Annotated in this window: 17 protein-coding genes; 7 read left to right on the top strand and 10 right to left on the bottom strand. The window is 62.6% G+C overall.

Annotated elements, in window-relative coordinates:
- The 7 genes from AC1DX5_RS20780 to AC1DX5_RS20810 form a co-directional block, all read right to left on the bottom strand.
- Positions 1-1,434: a hypothetical protein gene (locus AC1DX5_RS20780; RefSeq protein ID WP_465174721.1), complete on the bottom strand. Its 1,434-nt coding sequence runs from the start codon at positions 1,432-1,434 to the stop codon at positions 1-3.
- Positions 1,435-1,553: 119 nt separating this feature from the next.
- Entirely contained in the window at positions 1,554-2,138 is a 585-nt protein-coding gene (locus AC1DX5_RS20785) for a hypothetical protein (RefSeq protein ID WP_478017212.1), read from the bottom strand.
- A 437-nt stretch (positions 2,139-2,575) separates the two neighbouring features.
- Complete coding sequence (locus tag AC1DX5_RS20790) at positions 2,576-3,055, bottom strand: hypothetical protein (RefSeq protein ID WP_465170508.1); 480 nt, start codon at positions 3,053-3,055, stop codon at positions 2,576-2,578.
- 271 nt (positions 3,056-3,326) lie between these two features.
- Entirely contained in the window at positions 3,327-4,922 is a 1,596-nt protein-coding gene (locus AC1DX5_RS20795; RefSeq protein WP_465174718.1) for a hypothetical protein, read from the bottom strand.
- Positions 4,923-4,989: 67 nt separating this feature from the next.
- Positions 4,990-5,454, bottom strand: a complete 465-nt coding sequence (locus AC1DX5_RS20800) for a LexA family transcriptional regulator (RefSeq protein WP_465170506.1) — start codon at positions 5,452-5,454, stop codon at positions 4,990-4,992.
- Positions 5,455-5,465: 11 nt separating this feature from the next.
- Positions 5,466-5,939, bottom strand: coding sequence for a hypothetical protein (locus tag AC1DX5_RS20805; protein ID WP_478017213.1), 474 nt, complete (start codon positions 5,937-5,939; stop codon positions 5,466-5,468).
- Complete coding sequence (locus AC1DX5_RS20810) at positions 5,911-6,822, bottom strand: hypothetical protein (RefSeq protein WP_478017214.1); 912 nt, start codon at positions 6,820-6,822, stop codon at positions 5,911-5,913. The genes AC1DX5_RS20805 and AC1DX5_RS20810 overlap by 29 nt, the downstream gene beginning before the upstream one ends.
- Before the next feature lie 402 nt (positions 6,823-7,224).
- Between AC1DX5_RS20810 and AC1DX5_RS20815 the strand changes: the two genes are divergently transcribed.
- Positions 7,225-7,554 carry a hypothetical protein gene (locus AC1DX5_RS20815; RefSeq protein WP_465170503.1) on the top strand — a complete coding sequence of 110 codons (330 nt, stop codon included), beginning with the start codon at positions 7,225-7,227 and terminating at the stop codon, positions 7,552-7,554.
- Positions 7,555-7,655: 101 nt separating this feature from the next.
- Here the strand turns inward: AC1DX5_RS20815 and AC1DX5_RS20820 are convergent, their stop codons facing one another.
- Positions 7,656-8,123 carry an NUDIX hydrolase gene (locus AC1DX5_RS20820; RefSeq protein WP_465170502.1) on the bottom strand — a complete coding sequence of 156 codons (468 nt, stop codon included), beginning with the start codon at positions 8,121-8,123 and terminating at the stop codon, positions 7,656-7,658.
- A gap of 288 nt (positions 8,124-8,411) precedes the next feature.
- Between AC1DX5_RS20820 and AC1DX5_RS20825 the strand changes: the two genes are divergently transcribed.
- The 5 genes from AC1DX5_RS20825 (at position 8,412) to AC1DX5_RS20845 (ending at position 15,928) form a co-directional block, all read left to right on the top strand.
- Positions 8,412-11,399: a TonB-dependent receptor domain-containing protein gene (locus AC1DX5_RS20825; protein ID WP_478017215.1), complete on the top strand. Its 2,988-nt coding sequence runs from the start codon at positions 8,412-8,414 to the stop codon at positions 11,397-11,399.
- A gap of 326 nt (positions 11,400-11,725) precedes the next feature.
- Positions 11,726-13,234 (top strand): DUF4403 family protein, encoded by a 1,509-nt coding sequence (locus AC1DX5_RS20830; protein ID WP_478017216.1) that lies wholly within the window; start codon positions 11,726-11,728, stop codon positions 13,232-13,234.
- A gap of 205 nt (positions 13,235-13,439) precedes the next feature.
- Positions 13,440-13,850 carry an SMI1/KNR4 family protein gene (locus AC1DX5_RS20835; RefSeq protein ID WP_478017217.1) on the top strand — a complete coding sequence of 137 codons (411 nt, stop codon included), beginning with the start codon at positions 13,440-13,442 and terminating at the stop codon, positions 13,848-13,850.
- A gap of 83 nt (positions 13,851-13,933) precedes the next feature.
- A complete protein-coding gene (locus AC1DX5_RS20840) occupies positions 13,934-14,377 on the top strand; it encodes a hypothetical protein (RefSeq protein ID WP_465174712.1) in 444 nt (147 codons plus the stop codon).
- A 381-nt stretch (positions 14,378-14,758) separates the two neighbouring features.
- On the top strand, positions 14,759-15,928 hold the full coding sequence (locus AC1DX5_RS20845) for an AAA family ATPase (protein WP_478017218.1): 1,170 nt from the start codon (positions 14,759-14,761) through the stop codon (positions 15,926-15,928).
- A gap of 90 nt (positions 15,929-16,018) precedes the next feature.
- Here AC1DX5_RS20845 and AC1DX5_RS20850 read toward each other — a convergent pair whose 3' ends face one another.
- On the bottom strand, positions 16,019-16,627 hold the full coding sequence (locus AC1DX5_RS20850; protein ID WP_478017219.1) for a hypothetical protein: 609 nt from the start codon (positions 16,625-16,627) through the stop codon (positions 16,019-16,021).
- A gap of 204 nt (positions 16,628-16,831) precedes the next feature.
- Here AC1DX5_RS20850 and AC1DX5_RS20855 point away from each other — a divergent pair, with 204 nt between their 5' ends.
- Complete coding sequence (locus AC1DX5_RS20855; protein WP_478017220.1) at positions 16,832-17,164, top strand: hypothetical protein; 333 nt, start codon at positions 16,832-16,834, stop codon at positions 17,162-17,164.
- Between the two features lie 252 nt (positions 17,165-17,416).
- On the opposite strand, the gene AC1DX5_RS20860 is transcribed toward AC1DX5_RS20855, so the two are convergent.
- Positions 17,417-18,130 (bottom strand): hypothetical protein, encoded by a 714-nt coding sequence (locus AC1DX5_RS20860; RefSeq protein WP_478017221.1) that lies wholly within the window; start codon positions 18,128-18,130, stop codon positions 17,417-17,419.
- Positions 18,131-18,455: the final 325 nt, after the last annotated feature.

The raw sequence follows: 18,455 nt of genomic DNA on the forward strand, positions 1-18,455 counted from the left end.
TCATCGCTTTTTTGCTTCCTTCTTTTTCTTCTCTTTTGGAGCAAGGAATCTTTTCTGAGACATGTTCAGATTGCTTCTCAGTGAGTATCGTTCGTTGCCATTGAATGCTTGTGAAGGGGCTGTGAAGATCAGCTGACCCTTCACCATCTCATGCCATCCGATCTGTCCATGATAGACAGTCGCCATAGGGATCCCGTATTTCTTCAATACGGTCGTGTCGCCGAAGCCACGATTTTCGGACGGATTGTCCACCATTCCGACCGCGTCGTCAGGATGGCCGTGTATTCCAAAGATCACCTTTCCTGGACCTGAGGGCGTTCCTTTATGATATAAGTCCCCGGCCTCGCCGCTCGCCACACGAACTTCGATCGTGCCGTCCGGCATAAGGTACCCATAGGCGAGTATTTCCTTCGCTCCCGCCGCGACTGCCAACATTGTGACGTGATCTATCGCCGCTTGTCGGATCTTCGGCGTTACGATGATATCCCGTCCGGACAGGCGGCCGATATCGTCCTTGTCGATATCGGCCGAGATAACCCAATCCGCTCCGGCCTTATGGGTTTCTATTGGAACAATGGGTGGCGGCGGACCGGCCAATTTCGGAGTCCCGTCCCTTCCGTTCGAGGCTGGAACATCACCTTGCGCGGGCCCGGGCGCGGGCGCGGGCGCAGGGCCGGTCGCCGGACTGGAGGGTGATACGGATAGATTGGCCTGATCGTTCGCCGGGGATTTGCGCGGCCCAAGCACGTCTGCGCTGAAAGGATCGATGCCAGGATCGCTCGCGACTTGAGGCGGATCGACGCCGTCGTCGACTCCCATGCCATTGAAGTTCATATCGATAAGTGATCTTTGTGCCATGTTGTCTCGTGGCTCGGACATCGCGTCACCGCTTGTCTGGCCGCTTGCAGGCGACTCCGGTACAATGTCGGGCGCACCCCCCAACACTTTGTACCCACCGGACTTCCACCACCAGATCGCCTCGTCGGCGGTGTAGGTAACGGGCACCAGACCTTCGGCGATCAGCGCATGGCCGAAATATTTGTCTACTTCCTCATAAGTCGCGGCGCGCTCGCCTTTGGTGACCTCGTCCAGGTCGTCCATCGTCCGCGAGAACAGTGCCATCGCCATATAGCCCCCGTTCCGGTGCCGCAGGCTGAGATGATCCGGCACCTTCCAGCTCAAGATCGGGCCGTCCCACGGCGATGGCGGCGGCGGGGGCGGGCGCTCGGGGCGCGGGCGGGCGAGGTGGGCGTTCTCCGCGATGAAGCGGTGCATCCATTGTTCGTTGGTCTCCTCTTCGGGCGCGGGCTGGGCGTCGAGCTGGCGGTTCGGATCGGCCGGTTGCGGCGCGATGGCGGGTCCCGGGTCAACCGCGTCCATCGTCTCGGGATTGCGGGCGTTCGGGGTCGTGAGGGGATCGATGCTGTCGGCCATGAGGCTCTCCTGAATGTCCCCACCGCCATGGCGCGCGTACCGACAATGTTGAATCGAAGGGCTTCAGACCAGCCTCGCCACTCGCGCGGCACGGGCTGGATGACCTTATCTCTTCATCATCACTGTATCTCCTCGACGACTGGCGGCCTGTCGTTGCACGCGAGATCGTCCAGCTTCCGCCATTCCTCCACTTCCATCTCGTTCCGCGTGATCATCACATCCGCATAGGTATCCATCTGGGTGGTAACGCCAGGGCGAACGATGACCCACACGTCCCGGATGTGCGCCATCCGGGGGCATCCGCTGACACGGGTATTCTCCAGCGCCTGCGCCAGCCATTGGCGGGACTGGGGCCAATGCGGGAACAGATAGTCCATGGCCTGAAAGAAGGCAGGAGGAACCTCTGCCCTGATACTCGTCTCCCCATCCTCGGCGATGTTGAACAGGATGGGGTTCATTTCCAATCGATCGATGGGCGACGGGGAGTCATCCGGCTCGACCATGAAAATCAGGCAATCCGGTCTCTGGTTCGTTCCGTTGAAGCACGGGTCCATGCTGTGCAAAGCCGCACGCAGCATGGTTGCGGGTTTGTCGATCCCCGAGGCCACTGCATCGTTTTTTTCCGTCGGAACGAATATCAAGGCGACGACCAACAGCGCAGCGCAAAGAGCCACAAAAACTGCAGGCCGGGCCGTGGAACGCATAAATCGTCTCGCTCATCCAGAATATGCCGAACGTGAGGCCGCCCTGTCTCTTCCGGTCACCAAACAACCCAACTGCACAATATGAGAATTATGATCTCTGTTTGTTCTCATTTGGTCAAGAGATATCTCTCGAATGCGAACGTCTAGAAACCTTTCAGACCGAAGGAGCGCCATCTCAACGGCGATATGAACGCCTGTGGGATTACTTTCTGGGATAACGGTGACACGTGCAATAACCACTTAATTCTGCGTCATTATGGCTTTTGGTATTAAGTCGCATTTGAGGGCGCGAGGGCGTATCTGCGCGTGACAATAGAGGGGTAATTGCACGTGTCACCGTTACGGATTGCAGCCCGGCAAGTGCATCCACCTCCTCTGTAACATATCTCTGTTTGTGAATCTTTGGAGTTCTCTTGTTTATCGCTGCATAAGCGAAATTATTTCGTCGATGATTTTGGATATTGCTCAGGTATATAGTAGCATTTCATGTCGCTATCGGCTTCTCCGGAGCCGATAATACGATACAAGGATTCGGGCGGAATATCAGTTTTTTTAATATCTTCCTGAGATAGGCAGAAATATTTTTCTGTCGCAATGGCTCCCAGGGCATGGTATTCCCCATCTACGAGATCAAAGACCACTGCATATTCTTCATTGAGAAAAATATATTGTGGCATATGCGCATTCATCCTAACATTAAAAGTACGACCGGAAAAATCACCGCTTACTAATGATATTGTTTTCATCTTTACGAGATAGACGCTATCATTCGGTATTTCTTCATAAGGATCCGGTCCCAAATATTTCAGGATTTTAATGGGCTTTGCGAGGACGATGGATGTTTTGGCCTTGGGTTCCGTTGCGCCACATAGCAGGGTTGCCAATACCGATACAAAGAACAGGCGGATGAGCTTCATTCCACGCTTCCTCGCAATCATCAATGATCCAAGTAACCAGACCTCAATAATCCTGTGACGGAAATCCTTCAGATCGGAATGTCCCGCCTCTCATTATGCTGACAAGAAAGCGCGAGGTAGTTCCGATCTCCGCGCAGCCCGCACCCAGGGAGGCTGTTCCCGCTTCATTGATCCCTTTTTGTTCCGTGCCTGTCAAGAGTTATCATGGTTTGGGCTCTCGAAGTGACCGGGTGTCGGTCTCGCCGAATAAAATGGCAGGCGCGCCCGATACTCACTTGGGCATTCCGGCGTATCGGATAGCCTTAAAAACCCCGCTGCTCATCATTCTTCCGACACCGATTTCCGGGGCTTTCGATTGTCCGGTCTCAGGATTCGTCTCCCCGCGTATCATCGTTACCTGATGAATAATGGGAGACTTCGCATTGTCCTCCACCACAAAATTAGGGACAAGCCAGCTTTTGACCACATTCGCATCGCGAGGACCTGGAACTTCACTAAAGCCATCGCCAACGGTGTGGGTGTGGATAACAAAGGCGCGTGGCCGGGATTTGCCCCACACCGCGACATTTTCGGGGAATCTGGGTTTAAGATCAATTACGCTTCCTCCGAGTGCCGGAAGTATCTTTATTGCGGTCACTACGTATCTGCTTGTGCTCGAGTCCCATTCGACCATCAGATATTTTTCGACCTGCCGGTTTTTTCCCCCCGCTCGAGATTTCGCTAAGACTGGCGCAATCGCCTTTACGAATGCGATTGCTTCGGGATCGGCCGAAATATCGATATTCGCAATTGCCGGGATTTCAGGCGCAGCGTCTACAGCCTTCTGATAGTCGCGGTCGTTATTCAGCCCTCCTTTGCCTTTTCTGGTATCGGGTTCTACTGAAGACAATAGTCCATTTTGCAGGGCAGCAATGAAGTCGCTCTGCGGCAGATATGCCCCGGTAATACGATTTGCCTGATTGTCCTTAAAGGTATGTCTCTTTCCCATAGAGATTGGAGTCGCGGTTGGTTTGGTCGCGTCCTTTGCAGGGCTGGCCGGTTGTACAGCGGTCTGGTTCCCGGCCGGGCTAGGCGCGGCCTGTGCGGTGGTCCTAGGTGCGGCCGGTGCAGTGGTAGCGGGAGCTGCAGGCGGCGATGCCGGTATGGCGGCCGGGCTCTGCTGCCCGGCCGGGACGCTTGCGCCTGTCCCGGTTTGGGACGGATCGACAACATTGTCGATCGCCACGCCATTAGTGGTCATATTGTTGGAATTCACATCGACAGGCGGCCGGGTCGACGCGTCGCCTTGCGCGTCCGGCGCTGAGTCGTTGGTCATATACGTGGCGTTCGCCGCACTGGCCACCGGTGACGGGGTTGGCGCTGCTTCGGGCGCAGCGCCGCCCAACACCCGATACCCGCCCCCTTTCCACCACCGCGTCGCCTCGTCGGGCGTGAAGCTGAACGGCACCAGCCCCTCGGCGATCAGCGCGTGGCCGAAATATTTGTCCACTTCCTCATAGGAGGCGGCGCGTGTGCCGCCGGTGACTTCGTCCAGGTCGTCCATCGTGCGCGACATCAGAGCCATCGCCATGTAGCCGCCGTTGCGGTGCCGTAGGCTCAGATGGTCCGGCACCTTCCAGCTCGAGATCGGCCCGTCCCAGGGCGAAGGAGGCGGGGCCGGCGGCCGTGGGGGGCGCGGGCGGAGCAGATGCTGGTTCTCCTCGATCAGGCGCATCATCCATTGCTCGCTCGTCTCGTCCTCCGGCTCCGGTCGAGCTTGGGGCGGGCGGTTGGGATTGGCCACGACCGGCGGTTCGGGGTCCGGCGCCACGATCCTCTCGGGGCTGGTGGGGTTCGGGCTGGTGAAGGGATCGATGCTGTCGACCATGAGGCTCTCCTGAAGGTGCCGCAGCCATGGCGCGGAAACCGGCAAGGTTGAATCGATCGGCCGCGCTTCAGCCCAGCGCCGCCACCCGAGCGGCAAAGGCTTCCTCGCGCGATTGCCAGCCGGCCCAGACCAGCTCGGCGATGAAATCGTCGAGGGTCATGCCCTCGCCGCGCGCAGCCTTGATGATCTTCATCGCCATGTCGGGGTCGCGCGCCTTCACCATGTGCAGCGAGGCGGAGGGCATGCGGCCGGGCCGCTTCTTCGTGCGCCAGTGCGGCGTCTTGTTGGTCACCGGCGCGGTCGCCTTGCCCGTCGCCAGCACGGTGATGCGCCGGGTGCGCTGATAGCGCTCGACCCGGATCAGCCCCTTGCGCTCGAGCCGCTGGACCAGATGGACGGTGGTGCTGATGGAATCGCAGCCGCAGCGTTCCTGCAGCTCGTCGCCGGTCGGCGCGGCGCGCCCGGCCTCGGCCGCCTCGGTCACGCAGGCGAGCACTTCGCGCTCCCAGGGCGAAAGGGACATGTCGTTCATCTCGGTCTCCTTCAGGCGGAAAGCGGCGCGGCGATCTGCGCCAGGCGCGCGCGTTGTGCCGCGGTCATTCGTTCGGTTTCTGGAGGCTCCCCTTCCGGTCGCCAGTCGCGATCGTGCGTGGCGATCAGGGTGCGGATGCGCGACAGCTCCCAGCGCCGCACCGCCACGCCCGTGCAGCGCTCGCGGATTTCGGCGACCGAGGGGAAGAAGCGGCATTCCCTAAGCGCCCGCGCACAGGCCGCGCCGAGTATATCGGCGGGAATGTCGCCCAGCCCCTCGGCATAGAGCGCGAGCCGCGCCTCGGCCTCCTGGTCGCTCGCCTTGCCGGCGGGAAAGCCGAGCGCGAGCTTGCCGATCATCCGCCGGATCTCGCGAGGGTTCGCCGGGGCCAGCGCCGCCTCGGTCGCCGTCGCCAGCGCGGCCAGCGCGCTGCGGTCGGCGGGCGAGCAGACATGGCTAAAAGCCGGCGCCTCCGTCACTAGCATCGCGAGCCTCGGATCGCAGCACGGCGCGGACGAGAGGGTTTTGCGGCGCGCCGGCGGCACCGGCAATTGTGGATCGTGAGCGGTGGTTGCCATGGCGGGTTCCTGAGTCGTCGCGGGGATCGAAGATCTGCGCCCAGCCCTTCTCGGCGGCATGGGCGAGCAGCCTGCCCGGCGGCCATTCGGCATCGGCCTGGGCGGCGAGATCGCGGATCAGCTTGCGGTAGGCCGCTTCGGTCATCGCCAGCCGTTTGGCCCGCCGGTTGGCGAGCAGATCGCGCCAGTCCGCCGGGTCGCAGCCGGCGGGGCAGGGGAAGCGCCGCGGGGCGGCCTCGCGCGGGGAATCCCCCACGGGTGCATGGGGGATGGGATTAATTTTTGGGGTCCGGGGGCTTTTATCAAGGGAAGGGGGGATGGCACCGGTCACGGCCGGCGCGCCGTCATGTGACGCGTTACCGGCGTTATCTTCGTCCCCTTCCGTCGCGCGGTGACCCGAGACCGTTGCAAGGACGTCGCCCTCTCCCCCCGTCACCCCGGACTCGTTCCGGGGTCCATCGTTCCGCAACCGCAACGGCGGCGGCGCCTGCGGATCGATGGATGCCGGAACAAGTCCGGCATGACGGAGAGAGTTGGGCCCCGGTTCGCTTTCCTCGCCAGGGCGGTCAGCCTCGCAAGCCGCACCGCCGGCCTCCACCCCCTCGAACAGATCCCCCGTCTCCTCCCCGAACAGCCGCTCGCGATAGCGCCGCTGCCGCCGCGCATTGCCGGCGCGCTGCGCCGTGCGCCGCGCATCCTCGCGCGCGGCATCGGCCTTGACCGCCGCGACGATCACCTCGGCCGAGGCGCCCGCCGCGAGCATCGCCTCCAGGATCGCGGAATCGATCATGCGCGGTCATCGTCCCGCGCGGCAGGACGGGCGGGAGCGCCTGGCGAAGCCGCGAGCGGACACCCCGCCATCTGGCAGCTCCGCGCCTCCGGATGCCACCCCGATATCCCGCAAGGCGCACAGCGCCCGCCCACCGCATCGGCGCCCACGCCAGGGCATTCCCGCAAAGCATCCTGCTGGTTCACGACTCGCTCCGCTCTGTTTGTTCCTATTATGTTCTCATAGGAAATTTCCTACATTGCAAGCGCGAAGTGATTCAACTCGTGTGCAGCCAAGGGTAGCGAGCCTGTGAACAGGAGTTCTGCAAGAGCGGCGCGTCCCGACGGGGCAGCGGCCGGATGGTGCCGACAGCGCGCCGATCCGCCTTGATCCACCCGCCGCGACACGTCTAAGGCCCAGCGGATGTCCGATATTTACGCGCTGCGCATGCTCGCTCTTTCTATGGCCCAAATCCGTCAGCGGATGCGCGACGATCTCGGTATCGCCGGGATGATCGACAGCGGCGATCTCATCGTCAAGACGAAGAAAGGGTCGCTGTTCGGCCGCGACGCCAGCGGCGATTTCGGCAACGACCTGCGCCAGCGCATCCTCGAGGCGCAGGAATTCCTGGAACGCGCCGCCTTCGCCGTCACGGACGAGGCGCTGGTCGAAGCCTATGAGGCCACCGGCGGCACCGGCGCTGACGCCGATCTGCTGTGGCGCGAGATCCGCCACCGCGGCCTGGTCGACTAGAACGGGGGTATAACCCCACACCGTTCGTTTCGAGCGACGTCGAGAAACGGTGATCGAGCGCCCGGCTCGGTTTCTCGACAGGCTCGAAACGAACGGTTTTTTTACGCCCCCGCCAGCTCCTCCAGCCGGTCGAGCAGGGGGCGCTGGCTCGCCAGCATCTTGGATCGCGCCAGATCGATGGTGAACCAGTCCGCCCGGTCGACCTCCGGGATGGTGATCGTCCGGCCGCTGCGCGGTGGCCATTCCATCTCGCATTCGGTGCTGACGATGCCCGCCGGATCGAGATCGCCCGCCAACGCATAGGCCTCGACCCATTTGCCGCCCGATTGCCGGATCCGGCCGAGCGGTTCGAGCAGCCCGGTCGCGTCGCTGCCCAGCTCCTCGCGGAATTCGCGCCGCGCCGCCTCGGGCGGGTCCTCGCCCGGTTCGACCGCGCCTTTCGGGATCTGCCACGCGCCAAGGTCGCGCGCGGCCCAGAACGGCCCGCCGGGATGGACGAGGAACACCTGCAATGCTCCGCGCCGCCTGCGATAGAGCAGGATGCCGGCGCTCAGGCGAAAGGGCGGCATGACAGGGGTACCCGCTTTCCGATCGAGCGGCGGTTCGAAGCCGCTCTTGCCGGACTATCGGGCACGCCACGCCCCGCGGCAAGAGCGGGACGTTCGGCCCGTCTCGCGCTACGCTCGCCCCCGCGCTGCGTGGCGCCGGCCGCTCAACGGGCGCGTGCAGCGGCCGAACGGCCGAAATCGGCCCGCCGGACACTCGCCGACAGCTTTCCGGCGTTGAACCGCCCCGCCATTGGATCGGCCACCTCGCGCGCCCCTTATTCGCCGGATAACGAAAAAGGGGCCATTTCCATGATACGCACTCTACGCGCTCGCCTGCTCGCTACCGCCATCGCGCTGACCAGTGCGGGCAGCCCAGCCATGGCGCAGGATCAGGCGCAGACGCCCGGACTCGCGCCCGAACCGCAGGCCGCCGAGGCGCCGGCGCAGAACGACATCGTCGTCACCGGCTCGCTGTTCCGCCGCACCGACGCGGAGACGCCGTCGCCCGTCACGGTGCTGAGCACCGTCGATCTCGACCGGCGCGGCATCTCGACCGTGCAGGATGCGATCCAGCAGCTCTCGTCGAACAACGGTCCGGCGCTGACCAACAGCTTCACCGCGAACGGCGCGTTCGCCGGCGGCGCCTCGGCGGTGTCGCTGCGCGGCCTGTCGACCAGCTCGACCCTGGTGCTGTTCGACGGCCTGCGCGCCGCCTATTTCCCGCTGGCGGATGACGGCACGCGCAACTTCGTCGATCTCAACACCATCCCCGACGACATCGTCGACCGGATCGAGGTGCTGCGCGACGGCGCCTCGTCAAGCTATGGCGCGGATGCGATCGCCGGCGTGGTCAACATCATCACCAAGCGCAAATTCACGGGCATCAGCGCCCGGGCGGAGGCCGGCATCAGCCAGGATGGCGTCGGCGCGAACCAGCGCCTGACGCTCACCGCCGGCACCGGCGATCTCGATGAGAAAGGCTATAACGCCTATGTCAGCGGCTTCTATGTGCACAGCAAGGCCGTGTTCAACCACGACCTGCCGGCGCCGTTCAACTCGGACGATGCCCGCGGTATCTGCTTCAACGGGACGTGCGGGCCCAATCTCGTGCTCAACGGGCTGAACGCGGCCGGGCTGCCGGGCAATTTCACGCCGACCAGCGATTTCTACATCCGCGCGCTCGACGCCAACAACGCGCCGGTCGGGCGGTTCCAGCTGCTCAATCCGGCACGCGGCTGTTCCTATGGCGCGACCTACCGGCTGACCGCGGCGGATCTCGCCGCCAATGCGACCAACCCGACCGTCCTGTGCCAGGAAGACCAGGCCAATCGCTACGGCGTGGTGTCTCCGGATATCGAACGCTTCGGCGGCTCGGCGCGCTTCACCGCGAAGATCGGCGATTCGGCCGAGGCCTATGCGCTGTTCAACTTCCAGCAGAGCTCGACCTTCTTCACGGGCCTGCCCCCCGCGATCCGCGCCAACGCCAATGCCGGCATCCTCTACCGGCGCTTCTCGACCGTCAGCAACAGCCCGGCCAACGCGCCGGGATCGGGCCCGCTCACCCTGCCGGTCTATGTCTGCGCCGCGCGGGTCAATTGCGCCACCGCCGCCGACCGCCGCCTCAACCCGAACAATCCGCTCGCGGCGCAGGGCCAGGCGGTGCTGCTCAGCGGCCGGATCGGCGACACGCTGACGCAGAACGCCACGCGCAGCCGCGTCTACCGCGCCGCGATCGGCATCAACGGCACGATGTTCGACAGCTGGACCTACACCATCGACGCGACGGCGATGCACAACGATCTGCGCCGCACCACCAACGGCTTCGTCTATATCCAGCACCTGCTCGATGTGATCGCCGATGGCAGCTATAATTTCGTCAACCCGCAGCAGAACAGCCAGGCGATCCGCGACTATCTCTCGCCGCAAGGCATCGCCGATTCCTCGTCCGATCTCTACCAGCTCCAGGCGGTCATCGGCACGGCGCTGATGGAGTTGCCCGGCGGTCCGCTCCAGCTCGGGCTCGGCGCGTCGATCCGCTACGAGGCGATCGACGCGCCCAGCGGCAATGGCGATTATAACGGGCCGACCCAGCGTTTCTTCACCCTGAACGCCTTCGGTACCACCGGCACGCGCAAGGTCTATTCGGCGTTCGGCGAGCTCAATGCGCCGATCCTCGACATGGTCGAGGCCAATCTGTCCGGCCGCTACGACAAATATTCGAGCGGCCAGAACGCCTTTTCGCCGAAGATCGGGGTGAAGTTCACGCCGTTCAAGCAGCTGGCGATCCGCGGCACCTATTCGAAGGGGTTCCGCATCCCGAGCTTTGCCGAGGCGAACGCGTTGCCGACCACCGGCTTCGTGCCGTTCAGCATTGCCGGCGCGCCGGATTCCTTCCTCCAGCAATATGGCTGCACCCGCGCCACCTCGACTGCCTGCCCGAATTATCTGAGCGCGGCGGCGGTCGGCCAGACGACGCTCGCCACGCCCGATCTGAAGCCGGAGAAATCGCGCAGCTTCACCTTCGGCGCGGTGTTCCAGCCGATCCCGGACCTGACCTTCACGGTCGATTATTTCAACATCAGGAAGACCGGGGCGATCACCACGCCGCCCTATCAGCCGGCGATCAATGCCTATCTGCTGGGCCAGCCGATCCCCGCCGCCTACACCGTCATCGCCGACGCGCCCGATCCGTTCCACCCCAATGCCATCCCGCGCATCGCCTTCGTGACGACCAGCCTGATCAATTCCGACACGATCAGGTCGGAGGGTATCGATGTCTCGGCGATGTATTCCCACCGGTTCAGCGACAGGGTGAAGTTCAGCTCGTCGCTCGAGGCGAGCTATATCATCAACCTCAGCACCACCTTCGCCGACGGCACGACGGAAAGCTATGAAGGTACGCTCGGCAATTTCGTGCTGACGGCCGGGTCGGGCACGCCCGAATGGCGCGGCAGCTGGCAGAACACGCTGCAGGTCGATCCCTTCACGATCAGCGCCACCGCCAATTATGTCAGCGGCTATAATCTGTCGGCGGAGGACCAGGGCGGCGTTTCCGGCGATTGCGGCCTGTCGAACGGCTTCACGCCGTGCGACGTCGGCCGCTACATCACCGTCGATGCGGTCGGCAGCGTGCGGGTGAACGACCATTTCACCTTCTACATCAACGTCATCAACCTGCTCGATACGCTGCCCTCGGTCGATCCGGTGACCTACGGCGCGTTCAACTACAACCCGGTCCAGGCCGGCAACGGCATCCTCGGCCGCCAGTTCCGCGCCGGGGTGAAGGTCAGTTTCTGATGGCCTGGAACTGAATAGTTTAACTCCGTCATGCTGAACTCGTTTCAGCATCCAATGTGCAACAACCAATGCCGCCGCTGGTGGAGCGTTGGATGCTGAAACGAGTTCAGCATGACGGCAGATTTGCAAAGGAACGACCTTCAGATTCAGGACACTGGACCAGCACGACCTCCGCATGCTCGGCGCCTCTGCGCAAATCCTCTTTGCTGACGCGAAGCTCAATCGGTCCCGGAAACCAGCGCGCGGATACAATCCCCGCCCGAACGATTATCGTCTTGTGATTGCCACTGGGGTATCATCGCACGGCCGGAACAGGCCAGGGGAAGATGATGCGCGCCGCACCTACCGGGATGATCTGCCCCACCCTCCTGCTGGCTGCTCTCCTGCTCGCCGCCCTCCTGCTCACGGGGTGCGCGCGCAAGGACGCCGGCAACCTCGCGCCGCCGCGCGATGAATCGACAGCCGATTTCCCCATTCAGACCTCGACCATCGTCGTGCCGATCGGCGTGCCGCTGGCGGAGATCGAGGCGGGGCTGAACGAGCGCGTGCCGCGTGCGCTCTGGCACATCGACCGCCCCGGCGCGACCTGCGTGCCGGCCAAGCGCGTCGAACTGCTCGGCATCCGCGCCAAGGTCCTGCCCCGCATCGCCTGCCGCATCGTCGGCGAGGCCGTGCGCGGCCGCATCCGCCTGTCGGGCAGCGGCAACCGGCTGATCGCGACCCTGCCCGTCTCCGCGACGATCAGCGCGGAACGGATCGGCGGCATCATCAAGCGCGAGACGGCGACGGGCGCCGCCGAGGTCCGCGCGGTCGTCACCCTGGGCCTCGACCGCGCCTGGCAACCGACCGCGAAGGTCAGCATCGACTATGACTGGACCGAGCCGCCCGGCATCGATTTCCTCGGCCAGCGCATCAAGCTCGTCGAAAAGGCCGACCGCAAGCTGCAGGGCGTGGTCGCCGGGCTCGAGCGCGACCTGCCCAGGGAACTGGCAAAGATCCGCACCCGCGAACGGCTCGAGGTGATCTGGCGCCAGGCCTTTACCTCGATCGAGCTCAACCGCGACAAGCCGCCCGCCTGGATGCGCATCACGCCGCAGCGGCTCGGCTTCGGCGGCTACCGCATCCGGAACGGCCGCCTGGAACTATCGCTCGCGGCCGAGGCGCTGACCGAGACCTTCATCGGCAACCGCCCGCCCGATCCGGTGCCGACCGCGCTGCCGCCGCCGGCGGGCAAGCTGGGCAGGGACGGGCTGCGCTTCTTCGTGCCGGTGCTGGCCGATTACGCCCAGCTCGAACCCGTCGTCCTGCGCGCACTGCGCAAACGCGCCGCCAGGGGCATCGTCCTGTCAGGGGTCGGCCCGGTCGACGCGACGTTCGACAAGGTCACCGTCTACGCCACCAGCGGCGGCCGCATCGCGGTGGGCATCAGGGCTCAGGTCGCGGTGAAGGGCAGCGCCCTGACGAAGACGCACGGCGTGGTCTGGCTCACCGGCGTGCCCTATAACGCGCCGGGCTCGCAACTCGTCCATGTCCGCGACCTTGCCATTGCGGGGCAGACCGATCGCGAGGCAGTCAACCTGCTCCTCAACCTGTTCCTCGATCCCCAGGTCGTGGCCGAAATCCGCGACGCGCTCGCCCACGATTTCGTGAAGGACTATACCCATGTCCTGCAGGCCGCGCGCAAGGCGATCGCCAGTCGCCGCGAGGGCGATTTCACCCTCGCGGCCAATGTGACCGACGTGACGCACGGTGAGATCAAGGTGACCGGCCAGGGCCTGTTCCTGCCCGTGCGCGCGGACGGGACGGCGGCGATTACCTATGATCCGGGGAGGTGAGGAGAGAGACGCGCTGAGGGAGTGCCTGACGGCGAAAACGGGTTGGCTGGAACCACCTCTCCCCGTTCGGGCTGAGCTTGTCGAAGCCCTGCTCTTCCCTTCGCGGCAAGAACGTTCGGCGTTGGTGGTTATGCGACCGTCGGCTTCCGGTTGCAGGTGGGCGAAAATCAGACGATCATGTGTCGGCATAGGACGGGGCCGATCAATGCTCGAAGGTCGAGACTGGTTTACGGTGGATGGAGCGGCAGCAGAAGAGCTGTCACGTCTTCGGGCGGTTGCGCCTCATGATCTACCTGAGCGTTATCTCGACCTGCTCGCGTTTAGCAACGGCGGCGAAGGTCCGCTGCCAAGCAAGCCTTATAATCTGTGCTTGGATTCCGCAGGAACGGTCGCGGAAACAATCGGGAGCGCGAACTACGGGCAAGCGGACTTGCAGGGCTTTCTCATCATCGGCGGTAATGGCGGCGGCGAGTATGTCGCATTCGACATCCGTAGCGGAGCGCCGTGGCCCATCGTCATGATTGACATGGTGGCGGGTGGCGACAGCGTAGAAGTCATCGCGCCTGACTTCGACACCTTCTACGACCGGATCGGGGTGGAGGAGGGGACGGCGTAGTAGTCCCCTTCTGGATCATGGGTGGTTAGCTGACATTGAGCGATATAGGTTGACCTGAGGTCCGATAACGACGGGGAAAAACGATGGGCGAGCGAGAGATGAGGGCCTTTGCGCTGGCCCCGCTGCCTTGGCTGGTTCCGCTGCTATTGGCGGTTGGCGTAAATGAACTGGTCGGGGATACGGGAGACGCGGGATACGCAGGCGTTTTCTTCGCCATGGTGGCACTCGCTCTACTCAGCTACGTCGCTACTGTCTTTTTCGGAGCTCCCACCCACCTAGTGTTGCGGCGTTTCCAGAAAACGGGCTTGATCTACTATCTGAGCCTTGCCGTTCTGCCCTTCGTTCTCTTCGCTGGGGCGATTGCGGCTTGGCTACAGTTGGACCCGACCCCGGGCCCAGACGTCAACCCGTTCAGCTTGTACATGAATCGCGGCGTCACCATAAAATGGACGCTGATCTTTGCAGCTATTGCATCGCTGTCGGCCACGACCTTCTGGTACGCCGGAGTAAGACAGCCAAAACCCTGAATGTCGGCTCTTTCGGTCGTGAGGTGCCCGGTTGCTTTCTGTTACGCCCGTTCATGGCGCCAACGACCGGGAGTGGTGGAAAGCGGCCATTTGGTCAAGCTGACTGAACCGCACGACATTAGTCGAGACTGGCCACATCATACCCTGATGTGCTGCTTTCATCCTTGTCGGACGGCGGCCCGCCGCCTCGAAAGAACTGGATCACGCACCAGAGCATGAAAGCACCAACCGGAATCATCCACCACCAACTGCTCATAACTTACTCGCAATATTGATTGGTCCAACTTCGTCGTTGCTAATATCCTCTTAGCACGGAAGGTCTGAAAGTGGGGCGTTCGCGCCCCGGCGCCTTACCCGCCGCGAAGGTGGAAAGCGGCCCCCTTGCCGGCTAACACCGGCGGCATGATTACCTGCCTTGCCGTGTCCGGATATCGCTCCCTGCGCGAGGTGACGCTCTCATTGGGGCAGCTCAACGTCATCACCGGTGCGAATGGAAGCGGGAAATCGAGCCTGTATCGAGCCCTCAAACTGCTTTCCGACGTGGTTCAGGGTCGGGCCATCGCCTCCCTGGCAGTGGAAGGTGGCCTGGCGTCGACGCTCTGGGCGGGCCCCGAGAAGTTCAGCCGCGAGATGCGCAGTGGAACGCAGCGGGTTCAGGGCACCCGGCGAAGCGGGCCGGTCAGCCTGAAGCTGGGCTTCTCGTCGGAGGATTTCGGCTACGCCATTGATCTCGGGCTGCCCATCCCGTCGCGAACGCGGTTCGACCACGATCCGGAAATCAAGGTCGAGACGGTGTGGACAGGGCCTGTCCTTGGACGTGCGAACGTCGTTGCCGATCGGCGCGGCCAGCTCGTTCGCGTTCGCAGCAGCGACACCGGCATTTGGCGCGACAGCTTCAGTAATCTGCCTGCCGTTGACAGCATGATGACGCATTGCGCCGATGCGTCCGATGGTCTCGAACTGCTGCTCCTGCGCGAACGGATGCGCGCCTGGCGCTTCTACGACGATCTGCGCACGGACCGGGATGCGCCTGCCAGACGACCCCAGGTCGGCACCTTCACGCCCGTTCTGGCGGGTGACGGCTCGGATATTGGCGCCGCGATTCAAACCATTATCGAAATCGGCGATGCCGATACGCTGGAAACCGCCATCGCTGACGCCTTTGACGGCGCCGCTATCTCCGTCGGCGACCGGTTCGAGGTGGAGATGCAACAGCACGGGCTTCTGCGCCCCCTGGTTGCTGCCGAACTGTCGGACGGCACGCTGCGCTACCTGCTGCTGGCCGCCGCCCTGCTCTCGCCTCGACCGCCGGAGCTGATGATTCTCAACGAACCGGAGGCAAGTCTCCATTCGGACCTTCTCGATCCGCTCGCGCGGCTGCTGATCAAGGCGTCGGAACGCTGCCAGATCATCGTCGTGTCGCATGCGTCCCGATTGGTCGCTGCGCTTGAACGGCACGCCCAAAGCACCCTGATCGAGCTTCGGAAAGTGATGGGCGAAACCATCGTGTCCCAGGCCGAAGGTCCGGCCTGGACCTGGCCATCGCGGTGATCGGCGATCTCGGTTCGACGGCAACGGTGGCGAACGCCCGCTGTGTGACGCCGGCTTCCCGAGCGCCGAAGATGAGGCAGGAGATGACGGCTAGCTGCCGTTCAGCCGCTCAAAGGAAAACACGCCGCCATCGCGGTCGTCCATCAATTCGATGTTGGCTGGATGCGTCTCGTCGTCGAGATGCAGCTTCAGCGGGGAACCGTTACGACGGACCACGAACCCTTTGGAAGAGGCGCCGACATAGACCGACGGCAAAACATATGGCCCCTGCTTGTCGCTCTCGATGACGCAGCTGACTTGCTGTTGCGATATGGTCATTTGCCCATCCTTCAGGATGAGCATGCCGCAACAGTCATTCGCGTAAGATCCATTCGCGCTGGAGAGGGGCAAGCTTGGTTCGCTGAAGGGCATGGTAAAAAGAGCCGCGGCATAAGCTGCCCATGCACCAAACCCGACGATCATCAGGCGCTTCAGGTTGCGGACATGGCGGTTCAAGTCCGCGTCGTTCAACTGCTTGTAGCGGTTGCCGCCGGTGAATTTCCAGAGCCCCCGCATCGGAAAGATGGAAGACTTCTCCACCGCGAGAAATGTCGCCGGATGTCGGTCGATCAGGGCGTCCCGCACCTTTTTCAAATACCAAAACTGTAAAATGCAGCAGATGAAGAACACGCCGAAGGGAAGCAGGATCAGAAGCGGCATAGCGCGTTGTGGCAGGCGAAATTAGCCCTGTAAATGAAACGACGACAGCCTCTGCCTATGAACCGAAAGCCGCAGCGACGGAGGCACGCCGTATCAAGGCATGTCAGCGTTCGGGCCGATGCCCGCAACTGGATCGCCCGCCGATAGTTCGATGAACGCGCCGAGCGGAGATGAGCTGGCCAACCTCTAACGGGAGCAAGATCCATGGCCAGGGCAATGATGTTGGGCGCGGCACTCTCGCTGATTCTGGCGGGATGCGGTGCGGTTTCGGGGCCGAGCGACAAGCAGATCGAGGACCTGACGCGGCAGGAGATGATCAGCAACCCGGGTACCGACGATCCGGCGCAAGGCGCCGTGATGGTCGCGGCGGCGCGCAATGCGACGATCTCGAAAAAGGGACTCTGCAACACTTCGAAGCCCGACATCTACGCCTGCATGGTCGACGTCACCGTCAAGCTGCCGGGCGCGCCCGAGACCAAACAGACCATGGTGGTGCAAATCGGGAAGAGCGCCGATGGATGGAAGGTAGTGGAGTAGCGGCTTGCCCGCTCGTCACGCGCGTCCTCGGTCGCGTGAGCGCATGCGGAGCCTCTAGGATGTCGATCGGCTGCCGCCTTTGAAGCTGTCGATGCGTAAGCGGCCGAACTTGGTGCTCAAGGGGCGGGCAGTTTTCGGCGATGAAGGCATGACAATTGCCATTGCGCCGAGCTCCGCAGAATGGCCGGAGACGCCTCAAAGCCGACCCAATCGAGTTGTTCGGGAGGCGGTCCGGCGGATTGCGAACGAACACTATGGAGGCGGCACACCAAAAAGCTTCCATTCGATATCGGCGGTCATGGCAGCGAAGTCACCCGGAGCAAATACGAACGCTACAACACGCATCATTTTGCCTCGGCTCAAAACCGCCCAAACGTAACGATTGCCCAGATCCGTCTGATACAGTGCCCGGAATCCTACCGCATCCAGATCGCCCGGAGGTACGAAATTCTCTTCGCGGATAACATTTAACATCGGCCGTTCGTGAAATGCTTCTCGAACATTCGCGATGATCTCAGCGCGTGAGGGATGGCTCTTCCAGTCCGCTACAGACACGGCAATTGATGGCCGATCTAATATATTTGCAGGCTCGCAACGCAGGGAAGGAGCGACATCCGCATTCCCTGGCTCAACTGTGCATGGCACGTCGAAAATCTCTCGAGGTACGACGCCGAACGGGAGGCTTAAGGCGTCGCCCACCTGCGCTTCCGGTACCGGCTGGGCTGCAGCGCTCGTCGCGAAAGCAGTTGCCGCGACGATGAAAGCCCCCGTCACGGCAGATTTGAAAGACCGACATGTGCGATTCATGATGGGGACATAACATGGAAAAAAGAGGTCAACTATCCACCGCTTTCCGCTGTAATATCCGGCTAACTGGCGCGGTCGCCGCGCGTGGCCGATAATGGCGCGCACTCCGCTCGAAATTTTCGTCGATCGATTCAATCGCGATCCGAAGCGGTGCACCATGGAGGCTGGCCGGAGAATGACGAAAATCCGGCGCGCTCTTTCTCATGACGGTCGCGGCATCATTGCCTCATCCGTCCCCGCTAAGGCGATACGCCCCTGTTAACGGCACGGACCTTCCCTGTTCCGCGGAACGCTTACCCTGTTATCCGCGAACAGCGTAAACGACCATCAGCATGTTGAGATACAAGTAAAATATCTCCAACAAAATTGGAAATATCAGGGAAGAAAAAAATCTCTTCCCTGTTCCGACCCTGTTATTGGCCAGGAACAGGGAAAGCGGGGCGTCCGTTCACCGTCGGCGGTCCACGGGATTCGGGCGCGGCGG

Source organism: Sphingomonas sp. P2_B6 (assembly GCF_056404755.1).